This window comes from Aureibaculum marinum (assembly GCF_003813905.1).
Lineage (GTDB): Bacteria > Bacteroidota > Bacteroidia > Flavobacteriales > Flavobacteriaceae > Aureibaculum > Aureibaculum marinum.
In genome coordinates this window covers 19,275-43,753 of the sequence record NZ_RPFJ01000002.1, presented here as the reverse complement: position 1 = coordinate 43,753, position 24,479 = coordinate 19,275, and the positions used below count along the sequence as shown (strand labels likewise).

At 29.4% G+C, this 24,479-nt stretch carries 21 protein-coding genes; 16 read left to right on the top strand and 5 right to left on the bottom strand.

The genetic code is table 11. The features are described from left to right. Positions 1-45: 45 nt before the first annotated feature. Together rlmD and EGM88_RS01010 are read right to left on the bottom strand one after the other, a co-directional pair. Positions 46-1,458, bottom strand: coding sequence for a 23S rRNA (uracil(1939)-C(5))-methyltransferase RlmD (gene rlmD, locus EGM88_RS01015; RefSeq protein ID WP_123896021.1), 1,413 nt, complete (start codon positions 1,456-1,458; stop codon positions 46-48). A gap of 82 nt (positions 1,459-1,540) precedes the next feature. Further along, the gene (locus EGM88_RS01010; RefSeq protein WP_123896020.1) at positions 1,541-1,984 is read right to left on the bottom strand and encodes a c-type cytochrome; all 444 of its coding nucleotides are present in this window, start codon (positions 1,982-1,984) and stop codon (positions 1,541-1,543) included. A 184-nt stretch (positions 1,985-2,168) separates the two neighbouring features. Here EGM88_RS01010 and prfA point away from each other — a divergent pair, with 184 nt between their 5' ends. The 16 genes from prfA to EGM88_RS00930 all read left to right on the top strand — a co-directional run bounded on the left by prfA (position 2,169) and on the right by EGM88_RS00930 (position 20,220). After that, the gene (prfA, locus tag EGM88_RS01005) at positions 2,169-3,245 is read left to right on the top strand and encodes a peptide chain release factor 1 (RefSeq protein WP_123896019.1); all 1,077 of its coding nucleotides are present in this window, start codon (positions 2,169-2,171) and stop codon (positions 3,243-3,245) included. Between the two features lie 241 nt (positions 3,246-3,486). Continuing rightward, entirely contained in the window at positions 3,487-4,017 is a 531-nt protein-coding gene (locus EGM88_RS01000) for a DUF6913 domain-containing protein (RefSeq protein WP_123896018.1), read from the top strand. Beyond that, positions 4,014-4,889, top strand: a complete 876-nt coding sequence (gene dapA / locus EGM88_RS00995; RefSeq protein ID WP_123896017.1) for a 4-hydroxy-tetrahydrodipicolinate synthase — start codon at positions 4,014-4,016, stop codon at positions 4,887-4,889. The genes EGM88_RS01000 and dapA overlap by 4 nt, the downstream gene beginning before the upstream one ends. 18 nt (positions 4,890-4,907) lie before the next feature. Then, positions 4,908-5,426, top strand: coding sequence for a ferritin (locus tag EGM88_RS00990; RefSeq protein ID WP_123896481.1), 519 nt, complete (start codon positions 4,908-4,910; stop codon positions 5,424-5,426). 153 nt (positions 5,427-5,579) lie between these two features. After that, complete coding sequence (locus EGM88_RS00985) at positions 5,580-6,413, top strand: outer membrane protein assembly factor BamD (protein ID WP_123896016.1); 834 nt, start codon at positions 5,580-5,582, stop codon at positions 6,411-6,413. Continuing rightward, complete coding sequence (locus tag EGM88_RS00980) at positions 6,403-6,735, top strand: DNA-directed RNA polymerase subunit omega (RefSeq protein ID WP_123896015.1); 333 nt, start codon at positions 6,403-6,405, stop codon at positions 6,733-6,735. Before EGM88_RS00985 ends, EGM88_RS00980 begins: the two co-directional genes overlap by 11 nt. Then, a complete protein-coding gene (coaBC, locus tag EGM88_RS00975; RefSeq protein ID WP_123896014.1) occupies positions 6,735-7,952 on the top strand; it encodes a bifunctional phosphopantothenoylcysteine decarboxylase/phosphopantothenate--cysteine ligase CoaBC in 1,218 nt (405 codons plus the stop codon). Before EGM88_RS00980 ends, coaBC begins: the two co-directional genes overlap by 1 nt. Further along, positions 7,924-8,835, top strand: a complete 912-nt coding sequence (porD, locus tag EGM88_RS00970; protein ID WP_123896013.1) for a type IX secretion system protein PorD — start codon at positions 7,924-7,926, stop codon at positions 8,833-8,835. Before coaBC ends, porD begins: the two co-directional genes overlap by 29 nt. Before the next feature lie 213 nt (positions 8,836-9,048). Beyond that, positions 9,049-10,284, top strand: coding sequence for an ATP-binding cassette domain-containing protein (locus EGM88_RS00965; protein ID WP_238988334.1), 1,236 nt, complete (start codon positions 9,049-9,051; stop codon positions 10,282-10,284). A gap of 166 nt (positions 10,285-10,450) precedes the next feature. Beyond that, positions 10,451-12,106 (top strand): DNA repair protein RecN, encoded by a 1,656-nt coding sequence (recN, locus tag EGM88_RS00960; protein WP_123896012.1) that lies wholly within the window; start codon positions 10,451-10,453, stop codon positions 12,104-12,106. Positions 12,107-12,176: 70 nt separating this feature from the next. Then, positions 12,177-12,992, top strand: coding sequence for an enoyl-ACP reductase FabI (locus tag EGM88_RS00955; protein WP_203229415.1), 816 nt, complete (start codon positions 12,177-12,179; stop codon positions 12,990-12,992). Between the two features lie 118 nt (positions 12,993-13,110). Beyond that, complete coding sequence (locus tag EGM88_RS00950) at positions 13,111-14,304, top strand: T9SS type A sorting domain-containing protein (RefSeq protein WP_123896010.1); 1,194 nt, start codon at positions 13,111-13,113, stop codon at positions 14,302-14,304. A gap of 104 nt (positions 14,305-14,408) precedes the next feature. After that, positions 14,409-15,404: a glycosyltransferase gene (locus tag EGM88_RS00945; RefSeq protein WP_123896009.1), complete on the top strand. Its 996-nt coding sequence runs from the start codon at positions 14,409-14,411 to the stop codon at positions 15,402-15,404. Positions 15,405-15,577: 173 nt separating this feature from the next. Continuing rightward, a complete protein-coding gene (locus EGM88_RS00940) occupies positions 15,578-16,939 on the top strand; it encodes a pyridoxal-phosphate dependent enzyme (RefSeq protein ID WP_123896008.1) in 1,362 nt (453 codons plus the stop codon). 195 nt (positions 16,940-17,134) lie between these two features. Next, positions 17,135-18,427, top strand: a complete 1,293-nt coding sequence (locus EGM88_RS00935; protein ID WP_317126529.1) for a DUF2851 family protein — start codon at positions 17,135-17,137, stop codon at positions 18,425-18,427. A 92-nt stretch (positions 18,428-18,519) separates the two neighbouring features. After that, entirely contained in the window at positions 18,520-20,220 is a 1,701-nt protein-coding gene (locus EGM88_RS00930; RefSeq protein WP_123896007.1) for a L,D-transpeptidase family protein, read from the top strand. A gap of 58 nt (positions 20,221-20,278) precedes the next feature. On the opposite strand, the gene EGM88_RS00925 is transcribed toward EGM88_RS00930, so the two are convergent. From EGM88_RS00925 to EGM88_RS00915, 3 genes are all read right to left on the bottom strand, one after another. Beyond that, positions 20,279-21,016, bottom strand: coding sequence for a murein L,D-transpeptidase catalytic domain family protein (locus EGM88_RS00925; RefSeq protein ID WP_123896006.1), 738 nt, complete (start codon positions 21,014-21,016; stop codon positions 20,279-20,281). Positions 21,017-21,233: 217 nt separating this feature from the next. Further along, complete coding sequence (locus tag EGM88_RS00920) at positions 21,234-21,854, bottom strand: tRNA (guanine-N1)-methyltransferase (RefSeq protein ID WP_123896005.1); 621 nt, start codon at positions 21,852-21,854, stop codon at positions 21,234-21,236. Positions 21,855-21,944: 90 nt separating this feature from the next. After that, positions 21,945-24,359 carry an alpha-ketoacid dehydrogenase subunit alpha/beta gene (locus EGM88_RS00915; protein WP_123896004.1) on the bottom strand — a complete coding sequence of 805 codons (2,415 nt, stop codon included), beginning with the start codon at positions 24,357-24,359 and terminating at the stop codon, positions 21,945-21,947. Positions 24,360-24,479: the final 120 nt, after the last annotated feature.

Genomic DNA, 24,479 nt, shown 5'->3' with positions numbered 1-24,479 from the left:
AAAAAAGTATAAAAAAAGATGCTCGTGAAAGCGAGCATCTTTTTTTTATCGTTTTAATTCTAAAAGAACTACATTTTCCACGTGATGTGTTTGCGGAAACATATCTACAGCTTGTGTTTTAATTAGTTTGTATTTTTCATCCAATAGGGCTAAATCTCTAGCTTGAGTAGCAGAATTACAACTTACATATACAATTTTATCCGCTTCAATTTTTAAAAGTTGAGCCACTACATTTTTGTGCATACCATCTCTAGGCGGATCTGTAATAATAACATCTGGTTTTCCATTTTCCGTAATAAAATTGTCAGTAAAAACCTTAGCCATATCTCCTACAAAAAAATCGGTATTTGAAATGTTATTATTTTTTGCATTTTCTTTGGCATCGGCAATAGCTTCAGGGACACTCTCTATACCTACAACCTTTTTAGCTTGTTTAGAAATAAATTGAGCTATAGTTCCTGTACCTGTATAAAGGTCATAAACAATTTCGTTTCCAGAAAGATTGGCAAAATTTCGTGCTATTTTATAGAGTTCATAAGCTTGTACAGAATTGGTCTGATAAAATGATTTAGCATTAATCTTAAATTTTAGACCTTCCATTTCTTCGAAAATATGGTCACTACCTTTATAGCAAACTATTTCTTGATCGTAAATTGTATCATTTGCTTTCTGATTTACAATGTATTGCAATGAAGTAATTTCAGGAAATTTAGTTGAAATAAAATCTAATAACAGTTCACGTTTTTCTTTATTATCATCAAAAAACTGAATAACTAACATAATTTCTCCATTAGAAGAAATGCGAATCATCATGGTACGTAATAACCCATTTTGTTCTCTTGGGTTAAAAAATGTCAAATTATTGTCAATAGCAAATTGCTTAATAGAATTTCTAATTGCATTTGAAGGATCTTCTTGTAAATAACATTTTTCTATATCTAATATTTTATCCCACATGCCTGCTATATGGAATCCTAAGGCATTTTTATTCTCAATTTCTAAGTCAGAATTAATTTCCTCTAAAGTCAACCATCGGCTATTAGAAAAAGAGAATTCCATTTTGTTTCTATAAAAATATTGATTTTTTGCACCTAAAATAGGAATGATTTCAGGCACCTCAAGATGTCCTATTCGTTTCAGATTATTTAGAACTTCTTTTTCTTTAAAAAAGAGCTGATTGTCATATTTCATATGTTGCCACTTACAGCCACCGCAATGTTCAAAATGCTGGCACACAGGTGTTGCTCTTTTGTCAGAATAGTTTTTGAAGTTGATAGCTTTGCCTTCGTAATAGGCCTTTCGTTTTTTAAAAGTTTGTACATCAACAATATCGCCTGGAATAGCATTAGAAAGGAAAATTACCCGGCCATCTGGTGCTTTGGCAACAGATTTGCCTTTTGCTCCCGCATCGATAACTTCAATATCTTCAAAAATTTTATTTTTATTTTTTCTTGCCATTCGGCAAAGGTAATTGATTAAAATAAAAAAAGGCTACCTTTTTTTAGGTAGCCTTTCATTTTTTTAAGCATTTAAATAAACTCTATTTAGCTGCATCATGCATATAAGCTTCAAGAGCTTTTAATTCTTCAGGTTTTAAATCTTTTACAAATCCATCTATGTTAGCTTTCATTATCGCAACTTGACCAGGGTCAGTATCAACAATAGGATCACTTTTTCCAGTTAAAAAATCGACAATGCTAGCATCATTTTCATCGTAAATTTTAATCATATCTTGAATTGACGGACCAATAACTTTAGTATCTATAGCGTGGCACGTAGTACAAGTTTTATCTGTAAATAGTTTTTTACCCATTGCTATTAAATCGCCACTATCAGAAGTTGTCTCTGGAGCACTGTCAGAAGTTTCTTCTACCACTTCTTTAGTTACGGTTTCAACATCCTTTTTAACATCTTCTTTCTTTTTATCACCACAACTTGTAAAAACTAGAGCTAGAGCGATAAATAGAATCGATAATTTTTTCATAATTTTTATTTTTAAATTCCAGTTGTAAAATTAATTAATTTATTATTTTCAAACTGTAATATTTATTACTTATTGTATTAAAAATAATAATTTAGAGGTGTTCTAAATAAACAATGTTAGATTTTTTAGCTAATTAAAATAAATCGTAAAAATTGATTAGATTTGACCTCATAAAATTAAGTAGATGTTAGAAAGATTAAATATTGTAAAACAACGATTTGATGAAGTTTCTGATTTAATTATCCAACCAGATATTATAACAGATCAGAAGCGGTATGTAAAACTCAATAAAGAATATAAAGACCTTAAAACTATTGTTGATAAAGGTGAGGAATATAAAATTGTACTGAGTAGAATAGAGGAAGCTAAAGAAATGATAGACGATGGCTCAGATGCTGAAATGGTAGAGTTAGCAGAAATTCAATTAGAAGAAGCTTCAGAAAAGCTAGAAAAATTAGAATCAGAAATAAAATATATGCTAATTCCTAAAGATCCTGAGGATGCTAAGGATGTAATGGTTGAAATTAGAGCCGGTACAGGAGGAGATGAAGCTAGTATTTTTGCAGGAGACCTTTATAGAATGTATACAAAATATTGTTCAGATAAAGGATGGAAAACGGAATTGGTAGATGTTAGTGAAGGAACGTCAGGAGGATTTAAAGAGGTTATTTTTAGTGTTTCAGGTGATGATGTTTATGGTGATTTAAAATTTGAGGCAGGTGTGCATCGTGTACAACGTGTGCCTCAGACTGAAACTCAAGGCAGGGTGCATACTTCTGCAGCAACAGTTATGGTACTTCCAGAAGCTGAAGAGTTTGATGTGGAATTAGATATGAAAGATGTAAAGATAATTAGAACTACATCTACAGGACCAGGTGGGCAAAGTGTGAATACAACATATTCAGCAATACAGTTAAAACACATTCCTACAGGTATAGAAGCGAAATGTCAAGATCAAAAATCGCAACATAAAAACCTGGAAAAGGCAATAAAAGTATTACGCTCAAGATTGTATGAAGCAGAATTGGCAAAAAAACAAGCGGAAGATTCTGCTAAACGTAAAAGTATGGTTTCTAGTGGTGATAGATCAGCAAAAATTAGAACTTACAATTATCCTCAAGGACGTGTTACTGAACATAGAATTGGCTTAACCTTGTATGACCTTAATAATATTATTAATGGAGACATTCATAAAATAATTGAAGAATTAAAACTTGCTGAAAATGCTGAAAAGTTAAAAGAATCAGGTGAAATACTTTAAGCGAATTCTGTACACTTGATTTTGAACCTTATTTATAAAAGTATTTAATCTAGTAATTGGATTAAAATAAAGGTGTATTAATGTCATTGTTATTTTATGCTTATCTATTATTAAAATAAATAATAGACTGTTTTTTTAATGTTTAAATACTAACGTATATAAACTTTTCGTTTAATTTAAATACATTACCATTAGATTACAAGCCGAATTATTAATTTTACCTTACAATTGTTAAAAACTAATGAACTTTACAGGTTTAAAAAAGAAAACAGCCAATCATTATTATCAAAAAACATTAAAAAAATTAAAAAGTACAAACGATAATATTCCTGAGAAAATTGAAACTATTGGAATTTTAGCTGATTCTCGTTTATTTGGTGGCTATGATATTTCTAGAAACTTGAGTCAAAAGTTAAATATGCCTCATAAAAGTTTAGAAATTATCATTTTCGAAAACCTGAAAGATGATTTTGTGACACAGCATTATAATACCTTTTCAGAAAAAGATTTAGGTATGTATGGTAAACCCAAGGCATCTAATGTTATAGATTTTGTTAATACTGAATATGATTTATTAATTAATTATTGTAGTCATAATAGTATTTATACAAACATATTAACGATGCGATCTAATGCAAAATTTAAAGTAAGTTTTGCTAATGAGGAATTGCAAAATTTGTATGACTTTACCATAGCTGTAGAAGGAAATAAAATTGATGTTTTTAACGATGAATTGGCAAAGTATTTACAGATTTTTAATTTAATAGGATGACGCAATTTTATGGTACAGGTGTTGCTTTAGTAACTCCCTTTAAGGCAGATAAATCGGTAGATTTTGAAGCATTAGAAAGACTCGTTAATTTTCAAATAGATAACGGTATTGATTATTTAGTGGTTATGGGTACAACTGGTGAAGCCGCTACTTTATCTAAACAAGAAAAACAACAAGTAATAACTACTGTTGTAGATGTAAATAAAGGCAGGTTGCCTCTTGTAATTGGTATTGGAGGTAATGATACTCATTCGGTAATTGAAGAAATAAAACAAGCAGACTTGTCGGCTTTCGATGCTATTTTATCTGTTTCGCCTTATTATAATAAACCCTCTCAAGAAGGTATATATCAGCATTTTAAAGCAATAGCGGAGGTGAGTCCTAAACCGTTAATAATATACAATGTACCTAGCAGAACAGGTGCAAATATGTTGCCAGAAACGGTAATTAGATTGGCTTCGGACTGTTCCAATATAATAGGGGTTAAAGAAGCAACAGGCTGTATGACTCAGGCATTAAAGTTGTTACAAAATAAACCTGAAAATTTTCTAGTACTTTCTGGAGATGATATGGTAGCTTTACCTATGGTATTAACTGGTGGGGCAGGGGTTATTTCTGTTATAGGTCAAGGAATTCCAAGTGATTTTTCTAAAATGATAAAATTAGCATTAGATGGTAAAACAAAAGAGGCTTCAGCCATTCATTTTAAATTGATGGACAGCATTGAGTATATTTTTGAAGAAGGGAATCCAACTGGTATAAAAGCTTTTTTAAATAAACGTGGTATTTGTGAGCAATATGTTAGATTACCTTTAGTGGAAGCGAGTTTTGAGTTGCAAGAAAAAATAAGTAACTTTATAGATTCTTATTAATTGAAAAAAATAAATAGAATGTTGATTAAAGAAGTAGAAAATGCCTTAAATGGTCAAATCACAATTGAAGCAGAATCGTCTCAAATATATTTAGCAATGGCATCTTGGGCCGAAGTAAAAGGATTAGAAGGTGTTGCGGAATTTATGTATTCACAGTCTGATGAAGAAAGAACTCATATGCTAAAACTAGTAAAATATATTAATGAAAGAGGAGGTCATGCAAAAGTATCTAAATTGCCAGCACCTCCAACTGAATTTGGTTCTATTAAAGAAATGTTTGAAACATTGTTTAAACATGAAGTTCATGTTTCAGAAAGTATCAATGAGTTAGTTCATATTAGTTTGCAAGTTAAAGATTATGCGACTCATAACTTTTTACAATGGTATGTCGCAGAGCAAATAGAAGAAGAAGCTATGGCAAGAACTATTCTCGATAAAATTAATCTTATTGGAGATGATAAAGGTGGTTTATATTTATTTGATAATGATATAAAACAACTAACCGTTCAATCCTCTGTTCAAATACAGCCTGAATAGCACTTATTTAGACTATTAACAAAGTTTTAGTAAACATATCGCTAACATTAATAGAACAAATTTTACATTTGCTTTCTGTATAATATAGTGTTCAATATTGAGCGATTAAAAAATAGTTTTTATTAATTAGTTTTAAATAAGTACTTTTGCAAAATGTTTAGAATAAAGCAACTTGGTTTATTAGTGATAATTGGTTTAGCATTTTCTGCTTGTAGTGAATACCAAAAGGTATTAAATAAAGGGACTACTGAAGAGCAGTATAAAATGGCGACCCAACTTTTTGATGAAGGTAAGTATAATAAATCTATTAACTTATTTGAAAAAGTAATTCCTAAATATGGTTCTAAACCACAAATGGAACGGATTCAATATATGGTAGGTGAAGCTAATTTTAATACAAAAAATTATGATTTAGCAGCTTATTATTTTGAACGATTTATTGGAAATTACCCAGAAAGTTCAAAAATTGAAGATGCTACTTTTTTGGCGGCACAAAGCTATTATATGAATTCACCAAAATCTAGTAGAGATCAAACCAATACTCATAAAGCATTAACAGCTCTTCAAAATTTTATAGATAAATTTCCAGAATCTGATAAGGTGGAAGTAGCTAATAAATATTACGATGAGTTGGCTACAAGATTAGAAAAAAAATCATTTGATATAGCAAAGCAATATTATATCACAGAAAAATATCAAGCGGCAATTATGGCATTTGATATCTTTATTGAAGATAATTTTGGTACCGTTTTTAAAGAAGATGCCTTAGCTTATAAATTTTTATCGGCTTATGAGTTAGGTATGAAAAGTACAATAACAAAAAAACAAGCCCGTCTTGAAAATGCAATTGCTGCTTATGATAGATTAAAGAAAAACTTTCCTGAATCAGAAAAGTTGAAAGATTTTGATTCTAAATTAGAAGAATTAAATAAAGAGTTAAAAGAAACTAAAGAAATTTACGCTAAATATATAGATAATGGATTATAAAAATTCTGAAGCACCTATCACTACAATTACTTATGATAGAACAAAAATTGAAGAACCTACTCATAATATTTATGAGTCTATTTCAATTATGGCGAAAAGAGCAAATCAAATTAATGAAGACCTTAAAAAAGAACTTATTGATAAGTTAGAAGAATTTGCTACACATAATGATAGCTTAGAAGAAGTTTTTGAAAATAAAGAACAAATTGAAGTTTCTCGTTTTTATGAAAAATTACCTAAACCTACTGCAATAGCTGTAGAAGAATGGTTAAATGGAGAAATTTATTATAGAAATCCTGACGTAACTGATTCTAAGAAATAATGTCGGTTTTAAGCGGTAAAAATATTCTTTTGGGGGTAACCGCAGGAATTGCTGCTTATAAAACCACCTACTTAGTTAGACTTTTTATAAAAGCAGGAGCTCATGTTAAAGTTGTAATGACTCCTGCTTCTAAAGATTTTGTTACTCCACTTACACTTTCCACACTTTCCAAAAATCCTGTTTATTCAACTTTCTACGACAAAGAAGATGAGAATGAAAATGAGTTGTGGAATAATCATGTTGATTTAGGCCTCTGGGCAGATTTTATGGTAATTGCACCAGCAACCGCAAATACCTTATCAAAAATGGCTAATGGTATTTGTGATAATTTGCTACTAGCCGTTTATTTATCGTCAAAATGTAAAGTCTATTTTGCTCCAGCAATGGATTTAGACATGTACAAACACACTTCCACAAAAGAAAATATACAAAAACTAGAAAGTTTTAATAATGTTATGATTCCTGCTGAAAGTGGTGAATTGGCAAGTGGGCTAGAAGGTGAAGGTAGAATGGCAGAACCAGAAAATATTGTCAACTTTATTGAGAATGATATTATTTCTGGATTGCCATTACGGAATAAAAAAGTACTAATAACTGCAGGACCAACGTATGAGGCCATAGACCCAGTTCGGTTTATAGGTAATCATTCTTCTGGTAAAATGGGATTTGAGTTGGCAAAAGAGGCTGCAATTTTAGGAGCAAATGTTATTTTAATTTCAGGGCCATCCAATGAAAATGTAAAAAATTCGTTAATAAAAAGAATAGATGTTGTTTCGGCAGAAGAAATGTACAATGCCGTACATGAACATTATACAACATGCGATATAGCCATATCTTCTGCTGCAGTAGCTGATTTTAAGCCGAGCGAAGTTTTTACTGATAAACTAAAGAAAAAAGATGTTGAATTATCTATAAAATTAATGCCAACTAAAGATATTTTAGCTTCATTAGGAAAAGTTAAAAAAAATCAGTTTTTAGTTGGGTTTGCCTTAGAAACATCTAATGAGTTGGAAAATGCGAAAGGTAAATTGAAACGTAAAAATTTAGACTTAATAGTGTTAAATTCATTACAAGATAAAGGAGCAGGTTTTAAGAAAGAAACCAATAAAGTTACCCTAATTGATACCAGCTTAAATTGTTTAGAGTTTCAAACAAAGTCAAAAACAGCGGTAGCTAAAGATATTTTTAATGAAATCCTTAAGAAGTATAATGCATAAATTAGTTTTAGTTTTATTGGTGTTTGCTACTTTTCAAATAAGAGGGCAAGAGTTAAATGCTCTCGTTATTGTTAATTCAGAACAGGTACAAAGTAGTAATAAACAAGTTTATAGTACGCTCCAATCTTCCATCTCAGATTATATAAATAATACCAAATGGACTAATAAAAGTTATAAACCTCACGAACGTATAAATTGTGCTATTACCCTAACTATTTTAGAACAACCTTCAGCAAATGAGTTTAAAGGAAATATTTCTATAGTAGCCTCAAGACCAGTATATAACTCAACATATCAAAGTCCTATTTTTAATTATATAGATAATAATTTTTCATTCAATTATACAGAGTTTCAAAACTTAATTTATAATGAAAATAGTTTTGAATCTAATTTGGTATCCGTTCTCACGTTTTACGTATACACAATACTGGGTATTGACGCTGATACATTTGAACTTAATGGAGGTGAAGAGTATCATAAAAAAGCTGAGAAAGTAGTTAATTTAGCTCAACAAGGTGGCTTTTCTGGTTGGAATAGAATAGATGGTAATAATACAAGATATCAATTAAATGAGAATTTACTATCACCGACATATAAGGATTTTAGATCAACTATGTATACCTATCATTTAAAGGGGTTAGACTTAATGAGTGAAAATAAGACTGAAGCTAAAACCATTATTAGTAAAGCGATACTTAATTTAAATGCTATTTATAATACGCGTCCAAATGCTTTTTTATTAAGAGTTTTTATGGACACTAAATCGGACGAAATTATAGATATATTCTCTGCTGGTCCAAGAATTAATGCAGTTGAATTAAAAGAAACTTTATTAAAAATATACCCTACTTATAGCGATAAGTGGGATAAAATAAAGGTCTAACTTCCAACCTTGTAAAACTAAAATCGATTAACTATTTTCGAGGAGAAAAGTCTATATATGTTCTTTCTACTTTAGCATTTATTTTTAACTCATTTCAATACACTTTCCGTAGGAATGGATATTTTTAAAGCATCTATGTGAATTTTAGAAATGAACTGGTAAACTTTTTAATCTATTTATCTAATTCGCAACTAATATTAGAAAATTTAAACATTGAAACCAATATCGCACTTCGCAATACTATTAAGTAATAAAGTAGATAAAGAGGAATTAATACATAGGCTTTTCTCAGGAAAAATAACTGGGAAACTCAATGTTTTTAATAATGTTAAAGGAGTATTGTTTTCTGATTTAGCTATAGCAGATTTTTTAGAAGAAGAACATAAACATCATACAATTGAGATAACTAAGGCAGAAAAAAGACAATTAAATACATTCTCATCTGGAGAACGGCGTAAAGCTTATTTAGAATATTGTTTAGCTCAAAATCCTGATTACATTATTTTTGATAATCCTCTTGACCATCTAGATTATCAGTCACGAAAAGATTTGTTAAAGAGATTGACAGAGCTATCTAAAACAATTTCTATTATAGAACTAGTTAACCGTAAAGAAAGTTTTTTACCATTTATAAAAAACAGGTGGTTTATTAAAGATAATAACTTTAAACTTACTGAGGTTCCAAAAATAATTGAAACTTCTCAAAAAATATTTAAAGCAGATATTCCTAACTCTTTGTTAGCTTTTAATAATGATTATAAAAGTGTTGTTGAGCTAAATAATGTCTCTGTAAGTTATAATGATACTGTAATAGTAAAAGATGTTAATTGGAGCGTGTCAAAGGGTGAATTTTGGCAATTGATAGGTCCAAATGGTTCTGGTAAAAGTACCATTTTATCATTAATTACCGGAGATAACCCTAAAGCTTATGGGCAAAACATATATATATTTGGTCATAAAAAAGGGAGTGGAGAAAGCATTTGGGATTTAAAGAAAAGAATAGGTTATTTTTCTACCAATTTAACCGAGCTCTTCAAAAGAAATCATACCGTAGAGCAAATGATTTTATCTGGTTTTTACGACTCTATAGGTTTATATCAAGAAGCTTCAGACTTGCAAAAACAAAAAGTTAATGAATGGCTTCGAATAATTAAAATGAGTGAGTTTAAAAACTTTTACTTTAATAGATTAAACTTAGGACAACAAAGGTTAATTTTAATAATTAGAGCGTTGGTAAAGCAACCTCCACTGTTAATACTTGACGAACCCATTGAGGGGCTTGATCAAGAAAATTCAGATTTAGTTATCCAATTAATAAATACCTTAATAAATAAAACTGATATTACAATAATTTATGTTTCTCATACCATAGAAAAAGGATTGTCACCATCAAATATTTATGAATTAATACCTACACAAAATGGTTCTATTGGAAAATTAAAGTCTTAATTTAAGTATATTAGTTAATGTTTTTTCGCTATTATTTCAATAAAAAAGGTTTAATTTTGGGCAGCGTTTTACACGGTTAAAAAAAGAAGATATAAGATAAATTGTCAATGTGTTATACCTTTGAACAAGAAAAAATAGATTTAGTTAAAAACTCAAATAGAATAAGATGTTAGCATCATTATCCATAAAAAATTATGCATTAATTGATTATTTGGAAGTAAATTTTCAAGATAAATTTTCTATAATTACTGGTGAAACTGGTGCCGGAAAATCTATTCTTTTAGGAGCCTTAGGGCTTGTTTTAGGTAAACGTGCAGATTTGTCAAGTTTAAAAGATAAAAATGAAAAATGCATTATAGAAGGTGAGTTTTTAATTGACAAATTTAACTTACAATCTTTTTTTGATTTACACGATTTAGATTTTGAACCTCGAACAATAATTAGACGTGAAATTTTACCCAGTGGAAAATCACGTGCTTTTATTAATGATACGCCAACAACACTTTCCATATTAACCAATTTAAGTGATAAATTAATTGATGTACATTCTCAGCATCAAACGTTGCAATTGGCAGATAATGATTTTCAATTTCTAATTATTGATGCATTGGCAGATAATTCAAAAACTTTATTGTCCTATAAAAAAGGATTGAAAATTTATAAAAAGTTAAATAAAGAGTTAGACGAAATTATAAAACGACAAGCTGAAGCACAAAATCAATATGATTATAATTCTTTTTTGTTGAATGAATTGGTCGAAGCTGATTTTAAAGAAGGAGAACAAGAGTTTTTAGAAGAAACTTTAGAAAAACTTAGTCATGTTGAAGAAATAAAACTATTATTAATAGAAGTTCAGCAGTTAGTCGATTTAGAAGAAGTTGGGTTAAATGATGCTTTGGTAAAGTATGTTAACATAATAAACAAGTTGAGTAAATATGGTAAAACTTATGAAAATCTGTCTGATAGAATTACCAGTTTAAAGATTGATTTTGATGATATTACGAAAGAGCTTCACAATAGTAATGACGAAATAGAATATAGTCCGCTAGAAATAGAGAAATATAATGATAGACTTCAATTGCTATATGATTTACAAAAAAAGCATCAAGTATTTACTATACCAGAGTTATTAGAGAAAAAACAAATTCTAGAAGTAAAAGTTAGTGCTGTTGAAAATGCTGATGAAATTATAAAACAAAAAAAAGCTGAAATATTAGAGGTTGAAAAGCAGTTAAATACAAGTTCAACTATTTTACATACTAGTAGAAAGAAAGCAATTCCATTATTGATACAGCAGTTGGAAAGTTTACTAAAGGACTTAGAAATGTCTAATACTAGCTTTAAAATTAATCTTTCAAAAAAACAAGAGTTTTTTAGTAATGGAAAAGATGAACTTGAGTTCTTAATTTCTACTAATAAAGGCAGTAGTTACGAAACGTTAAAGAAAATTGCTTCAGGTGGTGAAATGTCTAGAATAATGTTAGCAGTAAAATCTGTTTTGTGTAATTATTCTAGTTTGCCAACAATAATTTTTGATGAAATTGATACAGGTGTTTCAGGTGAAGTTTCAAACAGAATTGCTAAAGTTATGGCTTCTATGAGCAATCATATGCAAGTTATTGCTATTACACATTTACCTCAAATAGCCGCAAAAGGTAATTATCATTTTAAAGTATTTAAAACTGATAATAATAAACAAACAGTTACTAATATAAAACAGTTGTCAAAAGAAGAAAGAATACAAGAATTAGCAGAAATGTTAAGTGGTAAAGATATTGCGGAAACTGCAATTGTACACGCAAAACAACTCTTAGATCAATAATTTCAGCAATACATTCTTAAATGTTGAAATAAACCCTTAATTTTGCAGTTTAATTGAAAAACTAAATAAAATTATGTATAACTTATTGAAAGGAAAGAGAGGAATTATTTTTGGTGCCTTAGATGAAAATTCTATTGCATGGAAAACAGCAGAAAGAGCGTATGAAGAAGGTGCTAAATTTGTCTTAACCAATGCACCTATTGCAATGCGAATGGGACAGATTAATAAGTTAGCCGAAAAGACAGGGGCTGAAATAATACCTGCCGACGCTACCTCCATAGAAGATTTAGAAAATTTAGTAAAAAAATCAATTGAAATTTTGGGAGGTAAGCTTGATTTTGTTTTACATTCTATTGGTATGTCAGTAAATGTTAGAAAAAAGATCCATTATACAGAATCTAATTATGATTTTACCACAAAAGGATGGGATGTTTCTGCGGTATCCTTTCATAAAGTAATGAGTGTTTTGTACAAACAAGATGCAATGAATGAGTGGGGCTCTATTGTTGCGTTAACCTATATGGCTGCACAACGTGTTTTTCCAGACTACAACGATATGGCAGATAATAAAGCTTATTTGGAATCAATAGCTAGAAGTTTTGGTTACTTTTTTGGAACAGATAAAAAAGTAAGGGTAAATACAATATCACAATCACCAACTCCAACCACTGCAGGAAAAGGCGTAAAAGGTTTTGATGGTTTTATCGCATATGCCGATAAGATGTCGCCTTTAGGTAATGCCACAGCACAAGATTGTGCAGACTATACTATTTCTTTGTTTTCAGACTTAACAAGGAAAGTAACACTACAAAATTTATTTCATGATGGTGGTTTTTCTAACATGGGTGTTAGTCAGTCAGTTATGGAATATTTTGAGAAAGAATAACAATATAATATTTTTTATAAGATTTTATACTTTTTAAAGTAACATTAATTGTTTGTTTTATACTTTTTTATCGAATTTATCGTTAAGAATAAATATCAATCTAATATAAAATTAAGTTATGAACAGAAAAACTACTCATAGATTATTAATCGTGTTTTTCTTCGTATTTTCAGGGTTAATACAGGTGTATGCGGAAGAAATTAATAATAGCATAGCACCGCCAACTAATGACGATTGTGTTAATGCAATAACGTTAACAGTAAATCCTGATTATTTATGCGGAACAATAACCTCAGGAACTTTGCTAGACGCAACTCCTTCTGGAGTAGGAACAGATGGATACCTTGGTAGTTGTAATGATGCTGATACGAAAGCTAATGATGATGTATGGTTTAAGTTTGTAGCTACCCAAACATCACATAAAATTGAAATATCAAATATTTTAGGTACACCTAATGACTTGTATGTGAATGTTTTTGACGGTGGTGCTTCTGGTAGTTGTCCAAGTGACTCAGATTTTCCTATGTATTGTAGCGATCCAGAAAATTTCGATTTAGCATCACTTACCGTAGGTAATACTTATTTTGTTCGAGTGTATGGCAATTCAGCATCAACTGGTGCAACTACTACTTTTGATATTTGTGTTGGTTCAATGCCTTCAGCTCCAGCGAATGACGAATGTGCCAATGCAACAGAAATTAGTAGTTTACCACATAATGTAAGTTTAGATGCTTCTGCAGCTACAAATAATTCTGGCTTTATTACAACTTCTGGTTGTATGGATATAAATGATGGTGTATGGTTTAAAGTAGAAGGTGACGGAGGTCTTATTTCTATTACTGCAGCTCCAACTTCTTGGGATGTTGGTATCGCCGTTTATACTGGGTCTTGTGGATCATTTACATGTGTTGAAGATAGTAATAGTGGAACAATAGGTATTACAGAAGGTCTTTCTTTTGCTTCAACTACAGGCGTAACTTATTATATTAACGTAGGCTATCCTAGTGGAACTTTAAATGAGAGTGAAGGAGTTTTTGATTTGGTAATAACTTCTTCAACATTATCAATTGACGAAGTGTTGGATAAAGGATTTGTGTACTATCCAAACCCTGTAGATAAGGTTTTAAAAATGAGAGCTAAAGAGAATATTCAACAAATTAGTTTATATTCTGTCTTAGGAAAAGAAATAAAACGAGTTTACCAAGATGATATTAAAGCCGATTTGAATCTAGACAATCTTCCTTCAGGAACTTATTTTGTAAAGGTTTTTGTAAGTGGCAGTAGTGGTACTTTTAAAATTCTAAAGAAATAAAAAAATCTAATACATAAAAAAAGGCTCTCAACATTGAGAGCCTTTTTTTATGTATTAGAAATACAAAAGCAATCCTTACCTTTGGGTTTTAAAAATTACTTTTTTTGAAACTGAATTTTTCTATAATAATACCAATTTATAATCGTCCTGCAGAACTTGACGAACTTTTATCAAGTATTACTCTACAGCAATTTAAAGCTAATTTTGAGGTAATTGTAATTGAAGATGGCTCTAGTTTACCTTCTGAAGAGGTTATTGAAAAATTTAAAAATAAACTAAATCTTAAGTATTATAAAAAAAAGAACTCTGGACCTGGATTGAGTCGAAATTTTGGAATGGAACGTGCAAGTGGAAACTATTTCATTATTTTAGATTCAGATTGTATTTTACCAGAAAGTTATTTAAACTCAGTTTCGGAAAAATTGTCAATTAACTATACAGATGCTTTCGGAGGCCCTGATGCAGCACATAATTCTTTTACAGTTATTCAGAAAGCCATAAATTATGCCATGACCTCACTTCTTACTACAGGAGGATTACGTGGTAATAAAAATCTAAAAAAATTTCAACCGAGAAGTTTTAATATGGGCATCTCAAAAAAAGCATTTGAAAAAACAGGTGGTTTTAGTTCTTTACGTTATGGAGAGGATATAAATTTAACTTTTAGACTATGGGATAACAATTTGGAAACACAGTTTATAGAAAATGCATACGTTTATCATAAAAGAAGAATCAATTGGGTAAGTTTTTTTAAACAGACATTTAATTTTGGTGCTGCAAGACCTATTCTTAATAAATTACATCCTAAAACAGCTAAAATAACATATTGGTTTCCAGCTGTTTTTGTAGTTGGCTTTATAACATCTTTAATGGCAGTTTTGTTTCATTTCAATTGGTTTGTATATGCTTTTGTATGCTATTTTCTAATTATGTTTATTGACACTTTTGTTAAAAATAAGAATATAATTGTAGCATTTTTAAGCATATGGGCTAGTTTGGTAATGTTTTTTGGCTATGGATTGGGATTCTTAAGATCTACAATTAGGATATCAATTTTGTTAAAACCGATAGAACTAGCCTTTCCTTCAATGTTCAAATAATATAAGGATTGCTAATTATTGAAATCATAATTATTTTGCCATTTCATGTCTGTTTTTCGTATTTTTAAACAATCATAATTTTCTCTATACTTGTAGATTAGGGGTAAAACAATAAATTTTAGTATTAAATGGGACATTAAAAATCATAAGAATTAATAGAACACAAGAAAACTATGCAGTACGCAAAAAACATACTTGAAACAATTGGTAATACACCGTTGGTAAAACTAAATAGGATAACCAAAGAGATTGAAGCTTTGGTATTGGCTAAAGTAGAAACTTTTAATCCTGGTAATTCTTTAAAAGATAGAATGGCTGTAAAAATGATTGAAGATGCTGAAGCTGATGGAAGGTTAAAACCAGGAGGAACTATAATAGAAGGTACATCAGGTAACACAGGTATGGGATTGGCACTTGTAGCAATAGTTAGAGGGTATAAACTAATATGTGTTATAAGTGATAAACAGTCTAAAGAAAAAATGGATGTTTTGCGTGCTTTAGGGGCAGAGGTAGTTGTATGTCCTACAAATGTAGAACCTGATGACCCTCGTTCCTATTATTCCGTTTCAAAACGATTGGCTACAGAAACACCAAATTCTTGGTATGTAAACCAGTATGATAACCCTTCTAATGCCTTAGCACATTATGAACAAACTGGTCCAGAAATTTGGGAACAAACAAATGGAAAAATAACACATTTTATTGTTGGGGTAGGTACTGGTGGTACTATTTCAGGTGTTGGTAAGTTTTTGAAAGAGAAGAATCCAAATATTAAAATATGGGGAATAGATACTTATGGATCCGTATTTAAAAAATATCATGAGACTGGGATTTTTGATGAAAATGAAATTTATCCATACATTACAGAAGGTATTGGTGAAGATATTTTACCCAAAAATGTAAACTTTGATATTATTGATGGTTTTACTAAGGTGACAGATAAAGATGCTGCTGTTTTTACAAGGAAATTGGCATTAGAGGAAGGTATTTTTTGTGGTAATTCTGCCGGTGCAGCAATAAAAGGGCTGTTACAACTGAAAGAGCATTTTAAACCAGAAGATGTTGTGGTAGTTTTGTTTCATGATCATGGAAGTCGGTATGTAGGTAAAATATTTAATGATGATTGGATGCGTGAACGAGGTTTTTTAGAAGAAAACATTACTAAAGCAGCTGATTTAATAAAAAATAGAATTGGGGAAAAACTTGTTATTGCAAAAACAGAAGAACTTGTTTCGCATGCTATTGAACGCATGCGTAAATATGATATCTCTCAAATTCCAGTTAAAGACCAAAATGGTTTTGTAGGCTCAATAGATGAAAGTGATTTGTTTAAATTATATTTTGAAGATAAAAATATAGCAGATAAGCCAATAAAAGAAGTTATGAGAAAGGGATTTCCCATTGTTAATAAAGATGTGTCAATAGATAAAATTTCTAATTTAATTAATAAAGACAATAAAGCAGTTTTAGTTGATTTAGAAAATGGAAACTATCAAATTATTACTAAATATGATGTTATTTCTGCAATACATTAATTTAGTTATTACTTGATAATATAGTTAGAAGTATTAGCTAAAATTAGAATATCAACTTACTATTTCTATTAGAAAATCTTAAAAAAGTTCATTAAACTTCTAAAGAATAATAGTAGTATATAATTCTGATACTATTGCTAAATAAAAGAAGTAATACATTGGAATTATTATGTAATTATAAAGTCACTACTTAAAATGATAAAAGAAGATTTTCTACATTATATCTGGAAGTTTAAGTTATTTTCTGTAAGTAATTTACAAACCGTTACAAAGGAATCTGTTATAATAAAAAATAGTGGAGAGCATAATTTTAATTCTGGATCTGATTTTTTTAATGCACAGTTGAAAATTGGAAACCAACTTTGGGCAGGTAATGTAGAAATACACATAAAATCATCTGACTGGTTTGTGCATGGCCACGAAAAAGATAGCAATTACGACAATACTATTTTACATGTAGTTTGGCAGCACGATATGGATGTTCACAGAAAAAACAATAGTATAATTCCTACATTAGAGTTAAAAAATTATATAGAACCAAAAGTTTTATATCGCTATCAACAACTTTTTTCATCACAAAATAAATGGATAAACTGTGAAAAACATATTAGAGATATTGATAAATTTCAACTGTCTAGTTGGTTAGAGCGGTTATATATTGAACGATTAGAAGAAAAATCTAAACTTATAGAACAATTACTTTTTAATTCTAAAAATGACTGGGAAACTGTACTATTTAAAATGTTAGCTAAAAATGTAGGTCTGAAAGTAAATGGAGAAGCCTTTTTTAATCTAGCAAATTATTTAGATTATTCAATTGTAAGAAAACAATTACATAATTTAAAATCATTAGAAGCTTTGTTATTTGGCCAAGCTAATTTTTTGAATGAAGATGTTCAAGATTATTACTATAGTACATTGCAGAACGAATATGAGTTTTTAAAGTCGAAATATGCCTTATCAAATAGTCCTTCAATAAATTTTCAATTTTTTAGATTGAGACCTAATAATTTTCCTACCATCCGCATTGCTCAATTAGCTGCTTTACTAAATCAAAAGCAAAATTTATTTTCTAAAATTATGGCAGTAACTAGTGTTAAGGAGTACTATGAACTTTTTGATATTTCAGTTTCTGAATTTTGGAAAACGAACTATTCTTTTACTTCTAAATCTAAAAAGAGCAACAAAAAATTCTCAAAACCTTTTATTGATTTATTGTTAGTAAATACTATTATTCCATTAAAATTTATGTATTTTAAATCTATTGATAAATTAAATGAAAACAATATTATAAATGTAATTAATCAGTTAAAACCTGAAAAAAATAGTATTATAGATAAATTTACTGAATTAGAAGTTGTTTCAACATCAGCTCTTGAAACCCAGGCATTATTACAATTAAAAAACAACTATTGTAACAAACAAAAATGTTTAAAATGTGTAATTGGTACAAATTTGCTTGTTAAAAATCTTCATAAAAAAAGATAGCACCCCTATATTCAGGTATATTAATTTCACGGTAAAGTACGCTCTTTTGTCTTTTATGTTGGTATAGATTTGTAGTCTAAATTTCTAAACTCATGAAAATTAGAGTATACACCCAATATGTGAAATTTAATTCATTAACTTTGGACCTTAGTTTTGATATGAAAAAGATATATAATATTCTTGTACTCTTTATTATCGTTTTATTCATTTCCTGTGCGGAAAAGAGTCAGAAAAATACGGTTTCAAAACCAAAAATTGATTATAGAACTAATTTTAATCAATTTTTCGCTTCGAATGGAAATTCTTTAATTACTAATAAAATTAAAGTTGATAGTATACATTGGATAGAAACTCTATATAAAAATATTAATTACTCAACTTTATGGGTGTCTGACTCTATCACATTAAATAATGATGGTGTTAAGTTGTTAAATCATTTATCTCGAGCTGCTGATTATGGGCTAGAAACTAGATTATATCCCATAAATGAATTAAGAACAATCCATAAAGAAGTTGAACAAATTGAAGATAAAGAAGATAGGTTTGCTTTGTTAAGTCAGTTAGAAGTTCTTTTGTCTTATCAATATATGAGGTTTGGAAGACATTTAAATTATGGTGTTTTAGATTCTATTAGTGAAGTGTCTATTCTGCCTCGAAAAAAGTTTGATATTAATTTACCAGAATATGTTCAAGTTGCTTATGAAAAGGATAGTTTAATAGAAAAATTAATAGATCTTCAACCTAAACAACCAGAATACAGGTACTTACAAAAAGGGTTGGTTAAATTTTTAAAAGCGTCTAATCTGTCAACAGAAAGTGTTCAAGTACCTAATTTTAGACAGGATTCAATTAAAGCTGTTGCTCAAGCTAAAAAAGCTTTAGTTTTACATAATTATTTAACTGAAGAAGTTAAAGACTCCCTTTTTACTGAAGCTTTAAAAAGGTTTCAAACTGACCATGGTTTAACATCAGATGGTTTGATAGGAACTAATACGGCCAATGCATTGTCAATTAGTCCTTATGAGTATTATCAACAAATAAAAGCTAGTTTAGAAAGGTGGAAATGGAAAAATAATTGGCCTTCGGATTATTTATTTGTAAATATACCTGCTTATAGATTAAGAGTGGTTTATAAGAACAAACTATCTAAACAATTTAATGTTGTGGTAGGTAATGTTAGAAATCAAACTCCTGAACTTATTGATTCTTTGCAGTACATTATTGCTTATCCATATTGGAATGTACCCAAACGAATTTCAATGGAAGAGATTTTGGTAAAAGCCAAAAAAGATTCTACTTATCTAACACGAAATAGATATGAAGTTATTGATAAAGACAAAGGTAAAATAGACCCAACTTCTGTAGATTGGAATGATGTAAATAGGTCAAACTTTAATTATGCTTTTAGACAAAAGGGTGGAGGAATAAATGCATTGGGGTTTGTAAAATTTATTTTCCCTAATAAAGATGCTATTTATTTACATGATACGCCTTCAAAATCACATTTTAATAAAGAAATTAGAGCGTTTAGCCATGGTTGTGTAAGAGTGCAAGATGCGTTAAGTTTAGCAGATTATCTGTTAGAGAAAGATGAAAATGTATATACCATAGATACAGTTAATACTTATATTAAAAAAAAGAAAGAAAAATGGATGCCGATGAAAAAGAATTTACCAATATTTTTATATTATGTTTCTGCTGAAGCAGATAGCACTGGAAAAATTACATTTTATAAGGATATATATGGTCTAGATAAAAAATTAATTAGTAATTTAACTACGAGTAAGTTATAGAAAAAACAGTTAAGTTTTAATTCTTAACTGCTTTTTAAGTTTTAAATTATAGTCTAGTTTATTTTGTTGCTAACAGATTTTCAGAAGAAACTAGTTTAGATTTTGATAAGTAATCCTCTTGTGGATAATAGATAAATAAACAACTGCCATTTTTTATTTTATCAATAATTGTTGAATAATCTTTATATGGTAAAGAAGGGCACCCCCAACTTCTCCCTAACCTTCCATTTGCTTTAATAAAATCAGGATTTGCATAGTCAGCAGCATGAATAACTACAGCTCGCTCTCTAGCTTTGTCATTCGAATATTCTAATCCATCTAATCGTAAAGAAAGTCCGTGTTTGCCATAATAAGTTTCTGCAGTTTTATAAAAACCTATACTTGTTTGATGGCTATTAACCTTATTTGAGAATTTTTTAGCATATTCTAAACCCGATTTTTTTCCATGAGCAACTACACTTTTATGTTCTATAGTTTGTGTTTCCATGTTTATGATATAGAATCGTTCTGAATTAGCAGAAACACTCATATCAATTAGGGTTAAATATTTAGAATTATTTAATTTTTCTTTATTTTTTAGTTGTATATACCCTTTTAAAGCATATTTAAAAGCATCAAAATCAAGGTTGTTATCACCAATTTTGTTGTATATATCTTCTGTGTACGAAATAAAAGTACTATTTCTGGTAGAAGGTGTTTTTTCAGAATTATTAATATTGGACGTTGGTATTTCCCAAGCATAAACTGGGAATATTAAGATGAAAATAATAGTTAAGGCGAGTATTTTTTTATACATACAAATTAGTTTCTTTGGTAATAAAACATGTTTAGTGGTATTTTTCCTACCATATATAATTATTTTTTAACCTTTTTTAATCGATAATAGGGTTGAAAAAAAATAATTAAAAAAACTTAATTCATAACAATAAAAGAATAACAACAAAAAATAAAATTTATTGTATAGTACATACAATAAATTTTATTTTAAAAAATCTTAAAAAAAATAAGATAATTTATTTTTTCTTAGTCGCTTTTTCGGCGTATTTCTGCTTGTTTAATTCATCCTGTAATTCTCTTCTTAATTTTTGTTCACGTTCTATAGAACGTTGTCTATGGCTTTCGTATTCTTCTTCAATTTCGGCTTTAGCTTTTTTAGCCTCTATTGTAATAGCATTACTTCTTTTAAATTTTCCTATAAAGATTAACAGTAGAGCAGTTAAAGCACCTATTATCGTCCAAAGTATGGTATTATATCCAGTTTTACTCATAGGAAAACCAAGAAGTTTTATACTATCTTTTTCTTCAGTTACAGCTTGTAAGCTATTTTTTGTAGCTTCTAATTTTATGTTTAAAGAATCTATTACCTTTTTTTGAGCTCTAACAACATTTTGACTTTCTGCATAAATTTTTCTTCCAAGTTTTAATGAATCGATAACATTATTTTTAAACTTAAAAAGATTATTAGTTTTGACACTTCGATAATCTTCCCATCTTGGAGATTTTTTATACAAGTAATCAAATTGACTTTCAATAGTACCACTATTTAAAGAGCCTTTTTCTTCTTCTTGGGCAAAAACAATGCTTGTTGTAAGTAAACAAAGTAGAAATGTGGTTAGAATTTTAGCTAATTTCATTCGTTTTAATTTAGAGTGTATTATTAAGCGTTCAAAAGTAAATAATTACTTCTAAACATGAAAGTTAAAGCATTAAAAAAGTAAAATGTATTAGTATAATTTTTTGTATTTTAATGGATTAGCCTCATTCATAATACCATAAATACCTTCAAAGATGTCTTCGATTGAAGGTTTAGAAAAATAATCTCCGTCTGTGCTATATGCAGGTCTATGATTTTTAGAAGTGATTGTTAAGGGTTTACTATCTAAATATTGATAAGCATTTTGTTTATTTACAATCTGATCTAAAAGATATGCAGAAGCTCCGCCAGGTACATCTTCATCAATAATAACTAATCTGTTGGTTTTTTCTATACTTTTTACAGTGTCGTGGTTAATATCAAAAGGTAATAATGTTTGTGCATCAATAATTTCAACATCAATTTCTACTTTTAATAATTCTTTTGAAGCCTCTTCTACCAATTTCAAAGTAGAACCATAAGAAACAACGGTTATATCAGAACCTTCTTTTACAGTTTCTACCACTCCAATTGGAGTAGTAAATTTACCTAAGTTAGATGGTAATTGTTCTTTAAGTCTATATCCATTTAAATTTTCTACTATTAAGGCAGGTTCATCACTTTTTAAAAGTGTATTATAAAAACCAGCTGCTTTGGTCATGTTTCTAGGTGTTAATATGTAAACTCCTCTTAATAAGTGGATTAATGCTCCCATGTGTGACCCAGAATGCCAAATACCTTCTAATCTATGTCCTCTAGTTCTTACTATCAATGGTGCCTTTTGTTTACCAAAGGTTCTATAGCGTAATGTTGCTAAATCATCACTTAATATTTGTATTGCGTAAAGTACATAATCTAAATATTGAATTTCAGCTATAGGTCTTAATCCTCTCATTGCCAAGCCTATACCTTGACCAATTATACTTGCTTCTCTAATACCAACATCAGCAACTCTTAATTTTCCAAACTTTTGTTGCAGTCCTTCTAAACCTTGATTTACATCACCTATTTTACCTGCATCTTCTCCAAAAATAAGTAAGTCTTTATGTTCAGATAGAAGAGCTTCAAAGTTGTCTCTTAAGACAATTCTAGCATCGACAATTTCAACATCTTTTTCATAAATGGGCTTGATTTCTTTAAAAGTAGTGGCCGCATTTTCATTTTCACTATATAAATGTGCACTATAGTTGTAATGTTGTTCTTTGCTAAAGTTTTTAACCCAATTAATTAGAAGATTTTTCTCATTACAGTTTTCGTCTCTTACATAGACTAAACACTTTCTTGCAGTTGATAAAACATCTTTTTTTAATGGATCTTTTATAGCCTCTAAATCATTTTTTAGTTTTAAAATAAATGGTTTGTTAGCACTTTTTTCAGCTAAATTAGTTAAGAGATATACAACTTCTTTTTGAGCTTTAATAATACTTTTTAAGTAAGCACTCCATGCAGCTCGCTTGGCAGTATTTACTTCACGTTTAGCATCTTTTTCTATTGCAATAAGTTCTTCTTCATTTTCAAAAACTTCAATAATCCATTCCTTCATTTTAGCAATACAATCATGAGCATTTTCCCATTCTAATCGTTCAGCTGATTTATATCTTTCATGAGATCCTGATGTAGAATGTCCTTGCGGCTGTGTTAATTCTTTTACATGAATTAGAACTGGAACATGATTTTTTCTTGCAATAGTAGAGGCTTCATTATAAACATCAATTAACTTTGAGTAATCCCATCCGTTTACCACAAAAATCTCATAACCATTGTCATCATTAGTACGTTGAAAACCTTTTAATATTTCTGAAATACTTTCTTTCGTAGTTTGATGTTTGGCATGAACTGAGATTCCATATTCATCATCCCAAACACTAATAACCATTGGTACTTGTAGCACACCAGCGGCATTAATAGTTTCAAAAAAATGACCTTCAGAAGTACTGGCATTTCCTATTGTACCCCAAGCTATTTCATTACCATTATTAGAGAAAGTTTTTCTATCTTTTAGTTCAGGTATTTCTCTATATATTTTTGATGCTTGGGCTAACCCTAATAAGCGGGGCATTTGACCTGCTGTAGGAGAAATATCTGCACTAATATTTTTTTGTTGCATTTGATTTTTCCAAGAGCCATCTTCGTTTAAAGTATGTGTAGTAAAATGGCCACCCATTTGTCTCCCAGCAGAGTAGGGTTCTGCATTAATATCGGTATGGGCATATAAACCTGCAAAAAATTGTTCAGGTTTAAGCTCTCCTATAGCCATCATAAATGTTTGGTCACGGTAATATCCAGAACGCCAATCTCCATTTTTAAAAGCTTTAGCCATTGCCAATTGTGGCACTTCTTTACCATCTCCAAAAATTCCAAATTTGGCTTTTCCGGTTAAAACTTCCCTTCTTCCTAAAAGACTACATTCTCTGCTAATAACTGCAATTTTATAATCTTCTAGAATTTCTTTTTTAAATTCTTCAAAAGATAATTTATGCTCCGATTCTAATGTTTTTTCTGACATGTATTATTTTTAGTGAGGTCTTGCAAAAATACGATTTTTAAGAGAGAAAAGAAAATTTATAGTTTCGTAATTTTTTTAAGGTTCTAATTGCTTTAAAAAACAAAAAACTTTGGAAATAAA